Here is a 17,363-nt window from a genome sequence, read left to right as displayed (position 1 = left end):
GTGCGCAGGCGTGGTGTGACGTTTTCACCGCCTTGCCCAAAGGCGGAACCGGCGCTAGACCGGCGCGCAAGATTTTCATCGTCTCCAAAGGAGTTCCTCCCATGGCTCGAAACAAGATTGCGCTCATCGGTTCCGGTATGATCGGTGGCACCCTGGCTCACATCGCGGCGCGCGAAGAACTGGGCGATGTCGTCCTGTTCGACATTGCCGAGGGCGTGGCCAAGGGCAAGGCCCTGGACATCGCCGAAGCGAGCCCGGTCTTCGGCAAGGACAGCAAGCTGGCCGGCGCCGACGACTATGCCGCGATCGAAGGCGCGGATGTCTGCATCGTGACGGCCGGTGTGCCGCGCAAGCCGGGCATGAGCCGGGACGACCTGCTGGGCATCAACCTGAAAGTCATGAAGGCCGTGGGCGAAGGCATTGCCAAGTTCGCGCCGAACGCTTTCGTGATCTGCATCACCAACCCGCTCGACGCCATGGTCTGGGCGCTGCGCCAGTTCTCCGGCCTGCCGCACAACAAGGTCGTCGGCATGGCCGGCGTGCTCGACAGTGCCCGCTTCCGCCACTTCCTGGCCGACGAGTTCGAGGTCTCCGTAGAAGACGTGACGGCCTTCGTGATGGGCGGTCATGGCGACACGATGGTGCCGCTGCTGCGCTATTCCACCATCGCCGGCATCCCGGTTCCGGACATGGTCAAGATGGGCTGGTCCACGAACGAGAAAATGGACGCGATCGTCGACCGCACCCGCAAGGGCGGCGGCGAGATCGTGGCCCTGCTGGGCACCGGCTCGGCCTTCTATGCGCCGGCGGAAAGCGCCATCGACATGGCGGTCTCCTATCTGCGTGACAAGAAGCGCATCCTGCCCTGCGCCGCACACCTGACCGGCCAGTTCGGCCAGGACGATCTCTATGTCGGCGTGCCGGTCGTGATTGGTGCCGGTGGCGTCGAGAAGGTCGTCGAAATCGAGCTCAATGCCGACGAACAGGAAATGTTCAACAATTCCGTCGACGCCGTGAAAGGCCTGGTCGAGGCCTGCAAGGGCCTGGACCCGTCCCTGGCCTGATCCAGGCAGACCGGATCATTCTGAAGAACCGCCCGTCCCCGTGACGGGCGGTTTTTTCTGGCCTGCCGGGATATGGCCTTTTGCCGGCCATCCTCTCTCCCCATTTGAAATCGACGCTTGGGTCCAGAGGGAGGACATCATGACAAACACTTTTTCGGCCCGTTCGGGTCTTGCCGCTCTGGCTCTGCTGGTCGCGACTGCAGGCAGCCATGCCCAGGATGTCGACCGTGTCGGCCTGCACTGCCAAATTCCCGACGGCCATCACATGATCCGCACGGTCGAGGCCTGTCCCGACGGTAGCGGCACGCAGGTCGAGACCTGGGATGCGCTGTCCAATTCCAGCTGGGGGCGCCATCTCGACTGGGAGCCGGTCTCCTATATGAGTTTCCCCTATCCGGTCGCGATCTGTGAAAACGGTTTCGTGGTCGACCGGCGCGGCGAGGATCAGACGGAAGACTGGATTGCGACCCGTACAACCCTGATCGCGGACCCCGGCTATCAGGCTCTCTTGGGAGAGCACACATCGCACTTCATCTATGCCCGCCTGCTTGAACTGGAGGGGGCACCGGCCGCCGAAGTGTCCTGGCAATACCTCCTGTCCAGCTGGGAGGCTGATCAGTGTGGCATGACGGACGCTTATGAGGCCTATGTCCGTGAATATCTGCGGGTCGCCAGTGCCGAGCTGGACGCCATGACGCCAGAAGACGAACTCTTCACGGTCTACAATCTCCTGGTCATCAACATGCACCGCCGGATTGGCGATTTCGCCGAGGCCGATGCCCGGCTGGCAGAGTTCCAAGCGGACCATGCTGATCTGATCAATGAGAGCTGGGAACAGGCCTTCTCACGGCTCGACGGGGCCCTGGCTGCGCGAAATTCGGGCCAGGTGGAGATCAATCCGCGGGAAGACTAGAGCCCGCCGCCCCAGGTCGCGCCGGTGTTCAGGCGCATGAGTTCAAAGCCGAGAATGACCAGGAAGGTGTGCCAGGCCAGCGGCAGCCACAGAAGCACGCCCGCCGCGCGGGAGCTGCGGCTGACCAGATAGCTGGCCAGCATGGCATAGGCCCAAAGGCCCAGGGCGATGACAAATCCGGTGGCGACATCTCGCAGGGAGAAGAAGGCGATGATCTGGCTGACCATGCCGGCGAGCCAGATCAGGACCAGAAGGCTGCCCCAGAGACGCGTTCCGTCCCGTCCGGAATGCTGCACGATCCACAGGGCGATGACGGCGAAAGCCGGCACGAACAGGCCGATAATGTTCAGAATGGAATAGGCAGGCGTCCAGGTCGGGGCATTCAGCTCGGTCAGCCAGGCATAGGCGCCGCTGGCATGCACCCAGCCGGACAGGCCGCCGGTCAGGCTGGCAGCGCCGATCAGATAGACCAGCAGGGTGACAATTCCGGGGCCGTGATGCTTGTCGGCCATGGTGATCCATTCACTCCAGGCAGCGGTTTGCCGTCTCGCCATGCAAGACCAACGCCATGAACACTCATTCAGGTTTGCGGTCACACTAGACCAGGCCGATGACACTGGCAGTCCATGGGCAGTCATAAAGAATGCGTGTATGGACAGAAGGACTTGCAGTGCCCCAACCCCGGATGCCCCGTCATGCTTCCTGTCACGCTCGAGACCGACCGTCTCATTTTGCGTCAGCCCAACCTGTCGGATTTTGAACCGCTCTGTGAAATGATGGCGGATGAGGAAACCACGCGTTTCATCGGCGGCACACAGACCCCGCCCATTGTCTGGCGCAGCCTATGCGGCATTGTCGGCCACTGGCATTTGCGCGGATACGGCTTCTTCAGCGTCATCGAGAAATCCAGCGGCAACTGGCTGGGCCGGATCGGTCCCTGGCATCCGCATGGCTGGCCGCAGCCGGAAGTCGGCTGGTCGCTCAACCGGGCCAGCTGGGGCAAGGGCTATGCGACCGAGGCGGCCCGCATCACCATGGATTGGGCGTTCGATACGCTGGGCTGGGCCGATACGGTCCACCTCATCCACCCTGACAATGCGCCCAGCCAGGGCGTGGCGCGCAAGCTGGGTTCCCGCAATACCGGCGAGCAGGTTGAAGCAGCCGGATTCAACATCATGGTCGATGTCTGGGGCCAGACGGCGGATGAGTGGAAAGAGAACCGCAAGGCCCTGCTGTGATCTGCCCTGCGACAAGCTGGTAGTCGACAAGCCCGCCGCGGCGTCGGACAATCAGGGCTGACCCGGCATTGAAGGATCAGGGAGGCCCTCATGAGTATTCGGCGCATCTTGGCGGTTCTGACAGGATCCGAGCGCGATCAGGAGCTCCTGGTCCGGACCCTTCCTTTTGCGCGATCCTGGAAAGCGTCGATCGACGGTCTGTTTGTCCGGCGCAATGTGGCCAGTGGCGCGGACTTCCTGGGCACGGCCTTCTCCACCTATGGCATGGAAGCCGTCCTGGAATCCCTCGACGATGCCGCCTCTGCGGCCAGCGTCCAGGCGCATCAGGCCTTCGAGAGGATGGCGGATGATGCGCCGTCGAGCGCGGTCGGGCGGTTTGTCGAATTTGTCGGCCTGCCGACCGAGGCCATGGCCGTCGAGGGCCGGCTGAGCGACCTCCTCGTTCTGGACAAGCCGGACAATGACCAGCTGGCCTACAACCAGATCCTGATCATCGAGGCCGCGGCCCGCGAGTCCGGACGTCCGGTTCTGGTCCTGCCGACCACGGGCGACGCCATCGCCGTCTTCAAGACGGTGGTCATCGCCTGGGACGGATCGCTGGAAGCCTCGCGCGCCGTGATGGAAAGCCTGGCGATCCTGCAGGAGGCGGACACGGTCCGGATCATCCATGCCGGACCGGAAGGCGAGGTCTCGGCCTCGACCGTGGCCGCCCTGGCGCACTATCTCGCCCTGCATGGCGTGGAAGCCGCGACCGACACGGTCAGTGTCGAGGGTCAAACGGTGACGGAAGCCCTCGTCGAGGCGGCCGAGGCCGCCGGCGCGGACCTTCTCGTCATGGGCGGTTTCGGGGCCAAGACCTGGCAGCGCATGCTCAGCCGGGACGAAACCACCGGCTTGCTCCGGGCGACCTCCCAAGCTCTCTTGCTCGCCAACTAGATCAGTACCAGCCCGCCTCGCGCAGGGCCGGGGCGTAGGTGCGGCTGACCGGCGCTTCAAGCCCGTTGCTCAGGGTCAGAACCGCCCGGCCATCGCCGCGGCTGACGCGCTCGACGGCATTGCGGGCCACCCACCAGGAACGGTGCGTGCGGGCCCCGTCCAGGGCCTCGACGGCTGCGATCGCATCGCTCAACCGCATCAGGATGAGAGCATCGCCGGCATCGGTATGGACGCGCAGATAATGATCTTCGGCTGCCAGGGCGAGGAGGGTGGCGCGGCGCAGGCGATGCGGCAGCTTCTCGGTCAGGGCGGGCAGGGCCCGGGCCGCATCCGGTTCACGCTCACCCTGCCGGGCTTCGGCGATCATCGATACGGCCACCACGGCCGCTGAAATCACCCAGACGAAGAAGAACATCATCGGCAGGACATAGAGCGGGAAAGGCCCGCTCAACCAGAACTGGATCAGGGCAACGGCGACGGTGACCGGCAGGGTGACGACAATCGTGGTGACCAGGCCGCGCGGAATGCGGGGCCAGTCCGGGGCGTAACGGTCCAGAACCCAGCCGCACAGATCGCCGGCGACCCATCCCAGGCCGATCAGGCCGGTCCAGTAGACCCAGATCCAGGGCACACCCAGCCGCCCCGTCTCATAGGGCGCAAGAATGGCCAGCAGCGTGCCGACGCTCACGATCGCGGCCAGTTTGGGCGCGTAGGTTTTCAAACGGTCGATCATTCAACGCCTGTCATTCGCGAAGCGCGAATGAACACCTAGCGCAATTCGCGCAGCCAGACAGCCCGTTTGCGCAATCCGTGTTTCCCGACGGCGGGCTCTTGGTCATCCCTGTTTTCGACGCCGGTCACCAGGCCGGTCCCAGACAGGAGATGACCCGATGATCACATCCATGATGACAGCCATGCTTTTGGCCGCAGCGGCCGGATCGGCGCCGGAGAGCGAAGCCAGTCTGACGGTGACGGTGGATGGCCTGGCGCCCCAGGGGGCCGTGATGATGGCCCTCTATGCCGACGAGCCGAACTGGAATGGCGGGGATGCCGTGGAAGGTCGCCGTGTGGCGGTCGAGGGTTCCACCGTCACGGTCGAGTTCGCGGCCCTGCCCGCCGGCGACTACGCGATCCGCTTCTATCATGACGTGGATGGCGATGGTGAGCTGGACACCAATCTGATGGGCATTCCCAGCGAGCCTTTCGGCTTTTCCAACAATGCCCGCGGCAATTTCGGTCCGGCCGCTTGGGCGGACTCGGTTTTCACCGTGGCGCCGGGTGGCAATACCCACGCCCTGCAGCTGGACTAGGGAGCGACCCATGGAGATGAACCGCCGACACATGCTGTCCCTGCTGGCCGCCGGCGGCACGGCCACGGCCCTGCCGGGCCTGGCCTTTGGTGAGACGCCGGCCGACCCGGTCTTTGCCGCCTTCGAGGCCGCCAGCCAGGACGATCCCTGGACGCTCGGCTTCACCGATGCGCCGGCAGACGGCTTCCAGTCGACCGCACGCCGCCTGCACGGGCGGCTGCCCTCCGGTCTGTCCGGGGTCCTGCATCGCAATGGACCGGCCCGGTTCAGCCGCAATGATTGGCGCTATCGCCACTGGTTTGACGGCGACGGCATGGTTCATGCCTGGCGTCTGGACCGCGGGTCTGATGTCACCCACACGGCCCGTTTCGTCCAGACCCATAAATGGCAGGCGGAGCAGGCTGCCGGCCGTTTCCTCTATCCTGCCTTCGGCTCACAGCCGCCCAATGCCCGGGGCCTGCACGGTCCTGACGACATCAATGCGGCCAATACCTCGGTGATGATGGTCAATGGCGAGCTGATGGCCCTGTGGGAAGGCGGATCGGCCTGGCGGCTGGATCCGGACACGTTGGACAGCCGCGGTCCGCGCAATTGGGGGGAAGGCCTGGGCGGCCTGCCCTTCTCCGCCCACCCCAAGGTGGACCCGGACGGTACGATCTGGAATTTCGGCCAGGCCGCGTCGCACGACATGCTGGTCATGTATCAGATTGGTGTCGACGGCCAGCTGCGCCGGGCCGATCTCATCCATGACATTCCCGGCGGCATGATCCACGATTTCGCCGTCACGGACCGGTCCCTGCTCTTCCTGGTCGGCAATCTGGCCTTCCGGCGCATGCAATTGCCCTTCCTGGACAGTTTTGGCTGGGATGACAGCCGCGGCATGCGGGTCATCGCCATCGACAAGGGTGACTGGTCGCGCCGCCGCACCTGGGAATTGCCGCCGGGCTTCCTCTTCCATGTCGGCGGGGCCTGGGAAGATCCGGATGGGACCATCCATGTTGATGCCGCCCTGTCGGATGATTCCGAAGTGGCGACCGGCCATGCCCGCGATGTCATGCTGGGCACGCCGCGCCTGGAGCACCAGAGCATCAGCCGCATGCGCCAGATCACCCTCTATCCGGACGGGCGGGCCGAACAGGCCGTCTTTTCCGATGTCTGTGCGGAGTTCCCGCAGGTCGATCCACGCTATACGGGCCTGGCCCGGTGCCTCACCTGGCATGTCGGCTGGCCGGATGGCCATATGCGCGGTGCCACGCAGATCGTGCAGCGCGACGTCATTTCCGGCCAGACCCGCCGCTATGATTTCGGCACCGACATTGTGGTGGAGGAGCCGCTCTTCATTCCGTCCTCCGAACGCTCGGAAGAGGGCGAGGGCTGGCTGGTCCATACCGCGCTGAACAAGCGGGAAGCGGCGACCGAACTCCATGTCTTCGACGCACAACGCCTGGAAGACGGGCCGGTGACCAGCTGGCGTCTGCCCTATGCCTGCCCGCTGGGCTTCCATGGCTGCTGGCGCGACCTCTAGGGGCGGGCGATGAATCTCCAGGCCTTCCTCGACGCTTCGCCTGTCATTCAGCTGCATGCGCTGGCCGCGATCGCCGCATTGCTTCTTGGGGCCGTACAATTGTTCGGCCCCAAGGGCACCCTGCCGCACCGCTGGCTGGGCCTGGTCTGGGCGGGTTTGATGGCGCTCGCCGCGATCACCGCGATTTTCATCCGCGAGGTGAATGCGGGCGGATTTTCCTTCATCCACCTCTTCATCCCGCTCACCCTGTTCGGCCTCGTCGGTCTGGCCCGCTCGGTGCGGCCCGGTGCGCGCAAGGGCAGCCACCGCCGCCTGGTCCTGACCCTCTATCTGGCCGCTCTCGTCCTGCCCGGCCTGTTCACACTGGTCCCGGGACGGCTGATGCACAGCGTCCTGTTCGGTGCGTGAGCCAGTCGTAATCCGGGTGTCATGCTCGGGACATGTGATCCCTGGGAGGCTGTCAGGTTGACAGGAGGGGGACTGACCATGTTGAGAACCATGGGCCTTGCAGCCCTGATTTCGCTCGGACTGGCAGGCTGGGTTTCGGCCCAAACGGTGAATGACTGGATGGACCGGATCGACCCGGCGGACTTGCAAACCGGCGGGATCGTGCTGGACCTGCATCATGCCGGCGAGGTCGACGGCTTCATGCGCTTTGGCTGGCATGCCAATGGCGAAGAGATTGTCCTGTGGGACCGCACCATGTGGGCCTCGCGGGAGATTTTCGAGACCTATGAAGCCCATGTCGGACTGGCGGGACTGGATCCCCGCCGGGTGGCCATCCGCTTCCACCAGGGTGAAACTCTCTACCGTTTCGCCACTGAGTTTCAGGAGGGCGAAGCGCTGGGCTATGTGCTGATCGAGCGCCCCGGCCAGGATGAAGCGCGCCAGAATCTATCGGCTGAACTGCCCCAGGGCAGCGTCCTGCGGGCGAGCGTCTTCATGCTGGCGGCGATCCTGCCCCTTGAGGTCGGCGAGCAGATCGAACTCGACTGGTACGCGCCGATGGACAATGCGGTTTCACGGGTCACGCTGAGCGCCGCTGAGGCGGTCACGATCGACACGCCGGACGGTCCGGTCGACACCATCCGGCTCGAACAGCGCGGCGGACAGCCGCCCAATGACATTTTCGTGGTTCCGGGAACCCGTGACGTGGTGCGGATCGATATTGTCGGACAGGACTTGTATTTCCTCGCCCGCGCCGGGGCAGAGCCGGCCGTCACGGACTGATCCCTGGCGGGCCGCCTGGTCATGCCGGCCAGCCCGCTCTTCCACCTGTTTCAACCGCTGGCCGGCATCCGGATTCGCGCGAGAGGGGCAGTCGGTTGAAGCCGGTCCCTCGCCGCCGCACACTGGACCGTCATCACAACATCTTCCGGGGGGAGAGATGGAAACGACGGAAAAGCCGGCCCAGTTGGCGCGGTTCATGCCCGACTGGCTGGTCGGCGGCCTGATCCGCCTGTCGCTCGCGCCGATGCTGTGGATGTGGGGCCGCGCCCATGCCGGCCCGTGGCCGGATGTCATGCCGGATATCATTCATGCGGCCTCGGTCTGGAATGTCCCCTTCATCGCCCCCGCCCATCTGGCCCAGATCGCGGTCTGGGGCTGCCAGATCACGGCGGCTCTCCTTGTACTGGGCGTGCTCACGCGTCTCGTCGGCCTGGCCTTGTTGCTGGCAGCGGGCGTCTACGGTCTCTGGGTGGCACCGGAGGTCTGGCCGATGACGCTGCTGTTTGCAGCCTCCGCCTTCTATCTCTTCGCCCGCGGCGGCGGCGGCCTGTCGATCGACGGGGCTGTGGTGGCGACGACGCGCTGACCGTTCAGCGGGCGTAACGGGATCGCAAGACCTCGTTTTGCAGACTGGCTGGCAGGATCGGATTTTCGAGTTGCCCCTTCCATGCCGCCCGAGCTGAAACAGAAGCTGAAACAAGTCCTGGCCGGGCGGTCTTCCGTCGATATGGGCCAGTTCCAGTTCCTCAACCTGGACAAGGTTCGCGAAGGCGCTGGCGGGGATTGGGAACGCCTGCGCGAGAAAGTCTACGAGGTCTCCAGCCATTTCATCGAGAAACGGCTGGATCCCGGCGATGTCGTGATCCGGTGCCAGGGCGGTTATCTGATCATTTTCGAGGCCCGCGACCCGGACGCCTCCGAAGTTGCGGTCCGGGAAATCGCCGAAGAACTGGAGCACTTCTTTCTCGGCGATCGCGAATTGAGTCTGCTCGAAGTGCTGGGCGAAGCGCGCAGCGTGCCGACCGAGGAATTGCTGGAAATCGTCGCCCGCACCCAGGACGAGGCGCCGGCTCCGGCCAAGCCCCGCAAACCCGCCGAAGCCCGGCCGGACGGTGATCCGGCCCCGCCCTGGAAGCGGGACAAGCGCGTGGCCAGTGATGACAAGGCCATCACCGACTGGAAGGATGCGCCCCGTCCTGAGGCTAGGCCCGGCTACGCCCACCGGCCCGAGGCCGTCTACAAGGAAAGCAATGCGGTCTGGGACGATATCGTCTTCAAACCCTGCTGGGACAGCCGCCGTTCGGCCCTGCTGCACAATATCTGCGTCGCCCGCCGCGTGGTGAAAGGCTTTGCCTATTACGGCCGCGACACGCTGATGGGGTCGGATGACCGCGTCCTGCACCGCAAGCTGGATGAAAGCGTGGCCCGGGCCGCCCAGCGCGGTTTCCAGAAATCCTGGTCCCGGGGCTGGGCCTGCGCGATCATTGTGCCCGTGCACTACGACACCGTCGCGACCCTGTCCCAGCGCATGAAGTATTTCAACATTCTGCAATCGGTTCCGGAGGCGATGCGGCGCTATTTCTTCCTGCGCGTCGATGGCGTGCCCAAGGGAGCGCCGCTGGGGCAGATGCAGGAAATCTTCCGCTCCATGAAACCCTTTGGCGCCTATGTTCTGGCGCATCTGGATTTCGGCGCCGCCGACCTGAAACGCTTCGAGGGGTGCGGGGTCGGGATTTTCGGCACCGAAGTGCCCAACCGCATGAATGAGGACGGGCCCGAGGATCATCAGGTCCTGGCCCTGAATGACTGGGTGGCCTCGGCCCGTCTGCTCAAGGCGGAGACCTATCTTACCCAGACCGCGACCCTGGATGTGCTGGAAGCCGGCCTGTCCGTCGGGGTCCGGTATTTCTCCGGTCCGGCCATCCTGCCGGAGACCCCCCTTCCGGAACCGGTGCGGCCCCTGGACCTGTCCGAAATCCGCGATAACTGGTACCGCGATCACGCATTGGAGCTCTAGCTCAGTGACAACGGTGGCGAATGCGTTGCGCTCGGCTTGGCGGGTGTTATAACGCGGTTCCCATCTGGCCATACATTCGCTTCATTTCCTCCCGCGAGGCCCCTTTATGAATATCCATGAACACCAGGCGAAAGCCGTTCTGAAGACCTTCGGCGCGCCCGTCGCTGAAGGCGTTGCCATTTTCTCTGCCGACGAGGCCGCTGCGGCGGCCGACAAACTGCCCGGACCGCTCTGGGTGGTGAAGTCGCAAATCCATGCCGGCGGTCGCGGCAAGGGCAAGTTCAAGGAACTCCCCGCCGACGCCAAGGGCGGTGTCCGCCTCGCCTTCTCCAAGGAAGACGTGGTCAAGAACGCCCAGGAAATGCTCGGCAATACGCTGGTCACGCACCAGACCGGCCCTGAAGGCAAGCAGGTCAACCGCCTCTACATCGAGGACGGCGCCGACATCGCGACCGAGCTTTACTGCTCGCTTCTGGTGAACCGTGAAACCGGCCAGGTGGCCTTCGTGGTCTCCACCGAAGGCGGCATGGACATCGAGCAGGTCGCCGAAGAGACCCCGGAAAAGATCCAGACCATCGACATCAACCCGGAAACGGGTGTGACCGCCGATGACGCCGCCAAGATCTGCGATGCGCTGGAACTGACGGGCACGGCCCGCGAGGACATGATGAGCCTCGCCGGCATTCTCTACCGGGCCTTCACCGAGAAGGACATGGCCCTGCTCGAGATCAACCCGCTGATCGTCATGGACAATGGCCGTGTGCGCGTGCTGGACGCCAAGGTGTCCTTCGACGGCAATGCGCTCTTCCGTCATCCAGACATCATGGAACTGCGCGACACGACCGAGGAAGACGCCAAGGAAATCGAGGCGTCCAAATACGACCTCGCCTATGTCGCCCTCGACGGCAATATCGGCTGCATGGTCAATGGCGCGGGCCTGGCCATGGCGACGATGGACATCATCAAGCTCTATGGTGCCGAGCCGGCCAACTTCCTCGACGTCGGTGGCGGCGCCACGACCGAAAAGGTCACGGCCGCCTTCAAGATCATCACCGCCGACCCGAACGTCAAAGGCATTCTGGTCAATATCTTCGGCGGCATCATGCGTTGTGACGTCATCGCCGAAGGCGTGGTCACGGCCGTGAAGGATGTCGGCCTGAAGGTGCCGCTCGTCGTCCGCCTGGAAGGCACGAATGTCGAGAAGGGCAAGTCGATCATCAATGAAAGCGGTCTCAATGTGATCGCCGCCGATGACCTGGACGACGCCGCCCAGAAGATTGTCGCCGCCGTGAAGGAGGCCGAATAATGTCGATCATCGTCGATAAGAACACCAAGGTCATCGTCCAGGGCCTCACCGGCAAGACGGGCACCTTCCACACCGAACAGGCGCTCCAGTATTACGGCACCCAGATGGTCGCCGGCGTGCACCCGAAAAAGGGTGGCGAAAGCTGGACCTCCGGTCTTGACAGCTCGGCTGAACTGCCGATCTACGCTTCGGTCGCCGAAGCCAAGGATCGCACCGGTGCCGACGCCTCCGTGATCTATGTCCCGCCGGCCGGGGCCGGTGCGGCGATTATCGAGGCCATCGACGCCGAGATCCCCTTCATCGTCTGCATCACCGAGGGCATCCCGGTGATGGACATGGTCAAGGTCAAGGCCAAGCTGGAGAAATCCAACTCCATGCTGCTGGGTCCGAACTGCCCGGGCATCCTGACGCCGGAAGAGTGCAAGATCGGCATCATGCCGGGCTCCATCTTCAAGAAGGGTTCTGTGGGCGTGGTCTCGCGCTCCGGCACGCTGACCTATGAAGCCGTCTTCCAGACCTCCCAGGTCGGCCTCGGCCAGACCACGGCGGTCGGTATCGGCGGTGACCCGGTCAAGGGGACCGAATTCATCGACGTGCTCGAGAAATTCCTCGCCGACGACGCCACCGAGTCGATCATCATGATCGGTGAGATCGGCGGGTCCGCCGAGGAAGATGCCGCGCAATTCTTGGCTGATGAAGCCAAGAAGGGCCGCAAGAAGCCGACCGTCGGCTTCATCGCCGGCCGCACTGCACCTCCGGGCCGCACGATGGGCCATGCCGGCGCCATCGTCTCCGGCGGCAAGGGCGGTGCGGAAGACAAGATCGCGGCCATGGAAGCGGCCGGCATCCGTGTCTCCCCGTCGCCGGCCCGTCTCGGCACCACGCTGGAAGACCTGCTCAAGGGCTAGTCCTCCGCGATTGAACACAAAGAAGGCCGCACTCCCTCCGGAGCGCGGCCTTTTTCATGTCTGCAGCCCGGCCAGTGTCAGGCCGCTTCCAGCTCGCTGCGATAGCGGCGGCTGCCGGGAATGGTCTCACCGGTGTCCAGCGTGATGGCGACATCGCCTTCGCCGGTCGGGGTGATCTCGCGGACCCGGTCGCGATTGACCAGCCAGGAGCGGTGGACGCGCACGGCATCGACACCGGCCTCGCTCAATTGTTTCTGCAAATCGGCCAGGGTCAGGCGCGCCAGATGCTCGCCGCCGGCCAGCCGGACCTCGACATAATTGCCGGCCGCCTTCGCTGTCAGGAATTCCTCGGCCGCGATGCGCAGGGTGCGGCCGCCGCATTTCAGGGTCAGCCGGTGCGAGCGCCGCGCTTCCGCGCGGGCCATCAGGGTTTCCAGGCGGCTGTGTTCCAGGGCCAGGGCCACGGCAATGATCACCTGATAGCCGATATAGGTCCCCAGATCCTTGCGCGCCTCATAGAGGATTTCCTGGAAGGCGGAGGTGTGGATGAAGGTATAGGTGCCGTCATAAGCCACCACCCAAGCCAGTTTTCGCAGCATGACCATGCCGGTCACATGGATGGCGACATAGGCGATATAACCCGCGACATGCACGGGCAGGGAGGTTTGCCAGCGTCCGGGCTCCACGGGGAAGCGCACGCCCAGGGCCATCATCACCGGGGCGAAGAGGGCGGTCATGAGCACGCTGGAACCTTCCGTCACCCAGCCGACCAGAGGCGGGTGATCGATCTCCATCCGGTCGAACTCGGTGGCGATCGACAGCGAGGCGATGATCCAGAAGGCCAACAGGCTCAGCCAGGCAAGGCGGACCGCATTCCAGTGTGCACGCCGTTCGGCCGCCCGCACCCGGTCCAGATCCATGTGTCGCGTGTCACTCATGGCTGAAGTCTTGCCCGCTTCCGCCATCGCGGCAAGCGCGGGACGCGCCGCTTGTCCCGGCTCGCCGCCGCTTGTCCCGGATCGCTGATTTTCATCCCGCGGACCTGCCGCTGAACCCTTCGGACTGTCTGGCGCGGGCGGGATGATGAGGATGGGCTGCAAAGGAGTTCGCCCATGTCCCTGTCCCCCTCCGTCAGCCCAGTCGTGACCGCGTCCTCGCGCCGCTATGATCTCGACTGGCTGCGCATTATCGTCTTCATTTTGCTGATCTTTTATCACATCGGCATGTATTTCAACACGGAGGGCTGGCACGCCAAGAGCCTTCACGCCAATGACGCGATGGAGCCCCTGATGTGGCTGTCCAGCCCCTGGCGCCTGCCGCTTCTCTTCTTCATTTCCGGCGTCGCGATCCGCTATCTGGCCGACAAGCTGGGGGCCGGGCGGTTCGCCCTCGACCGGACCTGGCGCCTGCTTCCGGTCATCCTGTTCGGCATGTATGTCATTGTCGCGCCGCAGACCTGGTCGGAACTGCGCATCGCCGGCGAGATCGGTCCGGGCTTCTGGGAATTCTATCGCCAGTATGCCGGTCAGTGGGAGGGCCCTTGGTCGGTCTTCACCCCGACCTGGAACCATCTTTGGTATGTCGCCTATCTCTTCGTCTACTGCCTGCTCCTGGCGCCGCTCATCCCGCTTCTGCGCGCCGGAGCGGACAGCCGTTTGATGCAGACGCTGGGGCGCTGGGCCTCGGCCAACTGGATCGGCTCGCTGGGCCTCTTGATCCTGCCGCTGGCGCCCTTCCTCCTTTACCGCTTCACCCTCGTGCCGATGTTTCCGACCACGCACGATCTGACCGGGGATTGGGCCAATCATGCCGGTTCGCTGACCATCCTGCTCTACGGCTATGCCTTTGCCCGCAATGAAGGGCTCTGGAAGGCCATCGACCGGGCCTTCCCCCTGGTCGCTGTGGTGACGGTCACGCTCTTCGTCCTGCTCTACGCCGCCTATACGGATTTCGACTGGGTGGCCGAGCGCGCCTATCTGCTCTGGCCGGCCCGGATCGCGCGGATCGTGTTTGCCTGGTCGATCATCCTCACCCTGCTGGGGGCGGCACGGCGCTGGCTGAACACGGACGGGCCGTTGCGCCGCTATCTCACCCAGGCGGTCTTTCCCTACTACATCCTGCACCAGACCATCACTGTGTCGGCGGGCTATGCGCTGCGCCAGGCCGGGCTGGATGTCTGGACGGAATTCTTCATCCTGGTGGCCGTCACCGGCGGTGGTTGCGCCCTCGGTTTCGAGATCGTCCGCCGCATCCCGTTCCTGCGTCCGGTCATGGGGCTGAAATGGTCGCCGGATCCGGTGCGGCCGGTCGCATCCCGGCCCGCTGCCGCCGAGTGAAGATTACAAAAAGTTTAGGGGATGGGCGGCGCAAGCCGCCTATCTTCGTCCCCGAACTCTGATCGGGGGAAGCATGTTCCAATCGCTCTTCAAGCTGGGCCTCGGCCTGGCCTCAGCCACGGCCCTGACGGCCACGAGCCAGGCCCAGGAAACCTATCGTCTGCCGCCGCAGGAGCTGGTCGACATTGTCGATGCCGCACCCTCGCCCTGGACCTCGCTGTCCCCGTCCGATGACACGCTCTTGCTGATGCACCGGGAGGCCCTGCCGCCGGTGGCCGAACTGGCCCGGCCGATGGAACGACTCGCCGGTCTGCGCCTGGATGCCACGCTGAACGGCCGACACGGTCCGCGCTCGATTGTCGGCCTGTCCTTCATCGATCTGGACACAGGCGAGGAGCAAAATGTCGACCTGCCGGAGGATGCCGGCATTTCCTTCACGACCTGGTCGCCGGACGGCTCCCAGCTGGCCTTCGTGATGACGCGCAATGACACGCTCAGCCTCTGGGTCGTCGATGTCGCGACTGCGCGGGCGCGCCAGCTTGTGCGCTCGGGCATCAATGCCGTCTTCTCCCCGATCGACTGGATGCCTTCGGGTGATCAGATCCTGGTCAGCCTGGTCGATCCGGATCGCGGTCCCATGCCGGTCGCGCCGCGCGTCCCGGCCGGTCCCGTCATCCAGGAAGCCTCGGGCTATGAAGCCCCGGTGCGTACCTATCAGGACCTGCTGGAGGACGAGCATGACGCCGCCCTCTTTGCCTGGCTGTCGGCCTCGCAACTCGCCCTCGTCAACACGACGGGCCGGCCGCGCCTGCGCGAAATCGGCGCGCCGGGTCTCTACTATTCCGCCGATCCCGCCCCGGGCGGTGATTACATCCTGGTCGGTGAGATGGAACAGCCCTTCTCCTACCAGGTGCCCTGGTATTCCTTCCCGGACCGGACCTTCGTGATCGATCTGGACGGCGATGAGGTCGCGACGATTGCCCGCCAGCCCCTGGCCGACAATGTGCCGATCGGCGGCGTCATCACGGGCCGCCGCTCGATTGGCTGGCAGGCCAGCCACGAAGCCCGCCTGACCTGGGCGGAGGCCCTCGATGGCGGTGACCCGCGCACCGAGACTGACCAGCGCGACAGTGTCTGGGCCCTGGCCGCGCCGTTTGACGGCGAGCCGGTGGAAATCCTGCGCACGGAGGACCGCTATTACGGCACCCGGTTCACGGCGGTCGGCCAGACCGGGTTTGCCATGGAGTATGACCGCGATACCCGCGTGATCCGCCGCTGGCTGGTCGACTTCGCGGACCCGTCGGTCGAACCGCGCCTGGCGGAAGAGCGCAATTACCAGGACCGTTATGCCAATCCCGGCTCGGCCCTGACCGTGCGCAATGAATTCGGCCAGGATGTCGTCGGCGTGCATGAGGGCTACATGTATTTCGCCGGCGATGGCGCCACGCCGGACGGCGATCGTCCCTTCCTCAACCGGGTCAGTTTCGAGTCCTTTGAGACCGAGCAGATCTGGCGCAATTCCGGTGAGAATTATGAAGAGGTGATCGGCCTCACCGCGCCGGACGCCTCGTCCTTCCTGACCAGTTGGGAAGACCCGGTGACGCCGCCGAATGTGCGCTGGCACCAAGCGGGCGAGGAGACGGTCCAGCTGACGCAGTTCGAGAACCCGCATCCCCAGCTCAATGAAATCAGCCGCCAGCTGATCACCTATGAGCGCGAGGATGGCGTGCCGCTCTCGGCGACGCTCTACCTGCCGGCCGATTACGAGTCGGGCGACACCCTGCCCGTGCTCGTCTGGGGTTATCCGCTGGAATACAATGACGCCTCGACCGCCGGTCAGGTCTCCGGCTCACCCTATGAGTTCGCCCGCCTGGCCGGCACCAGCCCGCGCTTCCTGGTGACCCAGGGTTATGCCCTGCTGGAAAACGCCACCATGCCCATCGTCGGCGATGATCCGGAAACGGTGAACGACACTTTCATCCACCAGCTCGTCCTCTCCGCCGAGGCGGCGCGTGATGTCACGGTGGAGATGGGCTTTGGCGATGGCGAGCGTCTGGCGATTGCCGGTCACTCCTACGGCGCCTTCATGACCGCCCACCTTCTGGCGGCCTCCGACGTGTTCCGCGCCGGTATCGCCCGCTCGGGCGCCTATAACCGCACCCTGACGCCTTTCGGCTTCCAGTCGGAACGCCGGACCTTCTGGCAGGCGCCCGAGGTCTATTTCGAGCTCTCCCCCTTCATGCATGCCGACCAGATCAACGAGCCCATGCTCATGATCCACGGCCAGATGGACAATAATTCGGGCACCTACCCGATGCAGTCCGAACGCATGTATGCCGCCGTCAAAGGCAATGCCGGTACCGCCCGCCTCGTCATGCTCCCCTATGAAAGCCACGGCTATCGCGCCCGCGAAAGCGTCCTCCACGTGCTGGCGGAGAGCATCGACTGGCTCGACCGCTGGGTGAAACCGGAAGTAGATCCGATGGGGGAGGACTAGAGGGGCGCAGGCTAACCCAACGCACTGATGCGTTGTCGGAAGCCCCATTTGCATTTCTAGTAGATTTTTGGCGTTGCCGGTTC

The 17,363-nt window shown here is 64.6% G+C and carries 17 protein-coding genes; 14 read left to right on the top strand and 3 right to left on the bottom strand.

The window, feature by feature from the left end:
• Positions 1 to 101: 101 nt before the first annotated feature.
• Positions 102 to 1,064, top strand: coding sequence for a malate dehydrogenase (gene mdh, locus FCS99_RS03595; RefSeq protein ID WP_138510688.1), 963 nt, complete (start codon positions 102 to 104; stop codon positions 1,062 to 1,064).
• Between the two features lie 139 nt (positions 1,065 to 1,203).
• On the top strand, positions 1,204 to 1,977 hold the full coding sequence (locus FCS99_RS03590) for a hypothetical protein (protein WP_138510686.1): 774 nt from the start codon (positions 1,204 to 1,206) through the stop codon (positions 1,975 to 1,977).
• Here FCS99_RS03590 and FCS99_RS03585 read toward each other — a convergent pair.
• On the bottom strand, positions 1,974 to 2,531 hold the full coding sequence (locus FCS99_RS03585) for a tryptophan-rich sensory protein (protein ID WP_171036227.1): 558 nt from the start codon (positions 2,529 to 2,531) through the stop codon (positions 1,974 to 1,976). The genes FCS99_RS03590 and FCS99_RS03585 overlap by 4 nt on opposite strands.
• 141 nt (positions 2,532 to 2,672) lie before the next feature.
• Between FCS99_RS03585 and FCS99_RS03580 the strand changes: the two genes are divergently transcribed.
• Both FCS99_RS03580 and FCS99_RS03575 read left to right on the top strand, forming a co-directional pair.
• The gene (locus FCS99_RS03580; RefSeq protein ID WP_138510682.1) at positions 2,673 to 3,215 is read left to right on the top strand and encodes a GNAT family N-acetyltransferase; all 543 of its coding nucleotides are present in this window, start codon (positions 2,673 to 2,675) and stop codon (positions 3,213 to 3,215) included.
• A 90-nt stretch (positions 3,216 to 3,305) separates the two neighbouring features.
• A complete protein-coding gene (locus FCS99_RS03575) occupies positions 3,306 to 4,151 on the top strand; it encodes a universal stress protein (RefSeq protein WP_138510680.1) in 846 nt (281 codons plus the stop codon).
• 1 nt (position 4,152) lies between these two features.
• Here the strand turns inward: FCS99_RS03575 and FCS99_RS03570 are convergent, their stop codons facing one another.
• Complete coding sequence (locus tag FCS99_RS03570) at positions 4,153 to 4,884, bottom strand: LytTR family DNA-binding domain-containing protein (RefSeq protein ID WP_138510678.1); 732 nt, start codon at positions 4,882 to 4,884, stop codon at positions 4,153 to 4,155.
• A 157-nt stretch (positions 4,885 to 5,041) separates the two neighbouring features.
• Between FCS99_RS03570 and FCS99_RS03565 the strand changes: the two genes are divergently transcribed.
• The 8 genes from FCS99_RS03565 (at position 5,042) to sucD (ending at position 12,447) form a co-directional block, all read left to right on the top strand.
• Positions 5,042 to 5,461, top strand: coding sequence for a DUF2141 domain-containing protein (locus FCS99_RS03565; RefSeq protein WP_138510675.1), 420 nt, complete (start codon positions 5,042 to 5,044; stop codon positions 5,459 to 5,461).
• Between the two features lie 10 nt (positions 5,462 to 5,471).
• Complete coding sequence (locus tag FCS99_RS03560; RefSeq protein WP_171036226.1) at positions 5,472 to 6,986, top strand: carotenoid oxygenase family protein; 1,515 nt, start codon at positions 5,472 to 5,474, stop codon at positions 6,984 to 6,986.
• Between the two features lie 9 nt (positions 6,987 to 6,995).
• On the top strand, positions 6,996 to 7,394 hold the full coding sequence (locus tag FCS99_RS03555) for a DUF2306 domain-containing protein (RefSeq protein WP_138510671.1): 399 nt from the start codon (positions 6,996 to 6,998) through the stop codon (positions 7,392 to 7,394).
• Between the two features lie 78 nt (positions 7,395 to 7,472).
• A complete protein-coding gene (locus FCS99_RS03550) occupies positions 7,473 to 8,216 on the top strand; it encodes a hypothetical protein (protein ID WP_138510669.1) in 744 nt (247 codons plus the stop codon).
• Between the two features lie 157 nt (positions 8,217 to 8,373).
• A complete protein-coding gene (locus FCS99_RS03545; RefSeq protein WP_138510667.1) occupies positions 8,374 to 8,802 on the top strand; it encodes a TQO small subunit DoxD in 429 nt (142 codons plus the stop codon).
• 81 nt (positions 8,803 to 8,883) lie between these two features.
• Positions 8,884 to 10,233 carry a hypothetical protein gene (locus tag FCS99_RS03540; RefSeq protein ID WP_138510665.1) on the top strand — a complete coding sequence of 450 codons (1,350 nt, stop codon included), beginning with the start codon at positions 8,884 to 8,886 and terminating at the stop codon, positions 10,231 to 10,233.
• 106 nt (positions 10,234 to 10,339) lie between these two features.
• On the top strand, positions 10,340 to 11,539 hold the full coding sequence (gene sucC, locus FCS99_RS03535) for an ADP-forming succinate--CoA ligase subunit beta (RefSeq protein WP_138510663.1): 1,200 nt from the start codon (positions 10,340 to 10,342) through the stop codon (positions 11,537 to 11,539).
• Positions 11,539 to 12,447, top strand: coding sequence for a succinate--CoA ligase subunit alpha (sucD, locus tag FCS99_RS03530; RefSeq protein WP_138510661.1), 909 nt, complete (start codon positions 11,539 to 11,541; stop codon positions 12,445 to 12,447). The genes sucC and sucD overlap by 1 nt, the downstream gene beginning before the upstream one ends.
• Positions 12,448 to 12,524: 77 nt before the next feature.
• Here the strand turns inward: sucD and FCS99_RS03525 are convergent, their stop codons facing one another.
• On the bottom strand, positions 12,525 to 13,385 hold the full coding sequence (locus FCS99_RS03525) for a LytTR family DNA-binding domain-containing protein (RefSeq protein ID WP_171036225.1): 861 nt from the start codon (positions 13,383 to 13,385) through the stop codon (positions 12,525 to 12,527).
• Positions 13,386 to 13,559: 174 nt separating this feature from the next.
• On the opposite strand from FCS99_RS03525, the gene FCS99_RS03520 reads away from it, so the two are divergent.
• Together FCS99_RS03520 and FCS99_RS03515 are read left to right on the top strand one after the other, a co-directional pair.
• Positions 13,560 to 14,783, top strand: coding sequence for an acyltransferase family protein (locus tag FCS99_RS03520; protein WP_138510645.1), 1,224 nt, complete (start codon positions 13,560 to 13,562; stop codon positions 14,781 to 14,783).
• 73 nt (positions 14,784 to 14,856) lie between these two features.
• Positions 14,857 to 17,280, top strand: coding sequence for a prolyl oligopeptidase family serine peptidase (locus FCS99_RS03515; protein ID WP_138510643.1), 2,424 nt, complete (start codon positions 14,857 to 14,859; stop codon positions 17,278 to 17,280).
• Positions 17,281 to 17,363: the final 83 nt, after the last annotated feature.

This window comes from Maricaulis alexandrii, assembly GCF_005871165.1.
GTDB classification, from domain to species: Bacteria; Pseudomonadota; Alphaproteobacteria; order Caulobacterales; family Maricaulaceae; genus Maricaulis; species Maricaulis alexandrii.
This window is presented reverse-complemented; position numbering and strand designations above follow the sequence as displayed.

Bases quoted from the DNA above. Each gene is read 5' to 3' on its own strand.
- mdh (WP_138510688.1), top strand. From the start codon at position 102: ATGGCTCGAAACAAGATTGCGCTCATCGGTTCCGGTATGATCGGTGGC.
- FCS99_RS03590 (WP_138510686.1), top strand. From the start codon at position 1,204: ATGACAAACACTTTTTCGGCCCGTTCGGGTCTTGCCGCTCTGGCTCTG.
- FCS99_RS03585 (WP_171036227.1), bottom strand. From the start codon at position 2,531: ATGGCGAGACGGCAAACCGCTGCCTGGAGTGAATGGATCACCATGGCC.
- FCS99_RS03580 (WP_138510682.1), top strand. From the start codon at position 2,673: ATGCTTCCTGTCACGCTCGAGACCGACCGTCTCATTTTGCGTCAGCCC.
- FCS99_RS03575 (WP_138510680.1), top strand. From the start codon at position 3,306: ATGAGTATTCGGCGCATCTTGGCGGTTCTGACAGGATCCGAGCGCGAT.
- FCS99_RS03570 (WP_138510678.1), bottom strand. From the start codon at position 4,884: ATGATCGACCGTTTGAAAACCTACGCGCCCAAACTGGCCGCGATCGTG.
- FCS99_RS03565 (WP_138510675.1), top strand. From the start codon at position 5,042: ATGATCACATCCATGATGACAGCCATGCTTTTGGCCGCAGCGGCCGGA.
- FCS99_RS03560 (WP_171036226.1), top strand. From the start codon at position 5,472: ATGGAGATGAACCGCCGACACATGCTGTCCCTGCTGGCCGCCGGCGGC.
- FCS99_RS03555 (WP_138510671.1), top strand. From the start codon at position 6,996: ATGAATCTCCAGGCCTTCCTCGACGCTTCGCCTGTCATTCAGCTGCAT.
- FCS99_RS03550 (WP_138510669.1), top strand. From the start codon at position 7,473: ATGTTGAGAACCATGGGCCTTGCAGCCCTGATTTCGCTCGGACTGGCA.
- FCS99_RS03545 (WP_138510667.1), top strand. From the start codon at position 8,374: ATGGAAACGACGGAAAAGCCGGCCCAGTTGGCGCGGTTCATGCCCGAC.
- FCS99_RS03540 (WP_138510665.1), top strand. From the start codon at position 8,884: ATGCCGCCCGAGCTGAAACAGAAGCTGAAACAAGTCCTGGCCGGGCGG.
- sucC (WP_138510663.1), top strand. From the start codon at position 10,340: ATGAATATCCATGAACACCAGGCGAAAGCCGTTCTGAAGACCTTCGGC.
- sucD (WP_138510661.1), top strand. From the start codon at position 11,539: ATGTCGATCATCGTCGATAAGAACACCAAGGTCATCGTCCAGGGCCTC.
- FCS99_RS03525 (WP_171036225.1), bottom strand. From the start codon at position 13,385: ATGAGTGACACGCGACACATGGATCTGGACCGGGTGCGGGCGGCCGAA.
- FCS99_RS03520 (WP_138510645.1), top strand. From the start codon at position 13,560: ATGTCCCTGTCCCCCTCCGTCAGCCCAGTCGTGACCGCGTCCTCGCGC.
- FCS99_RS03515 (WP_138510643.1), top strand. From the start codon at position 14,857: ATGTTCCAATCGCTCTTCAAGCTGGGCCTCGGCCTGGCCTCAGCCACG.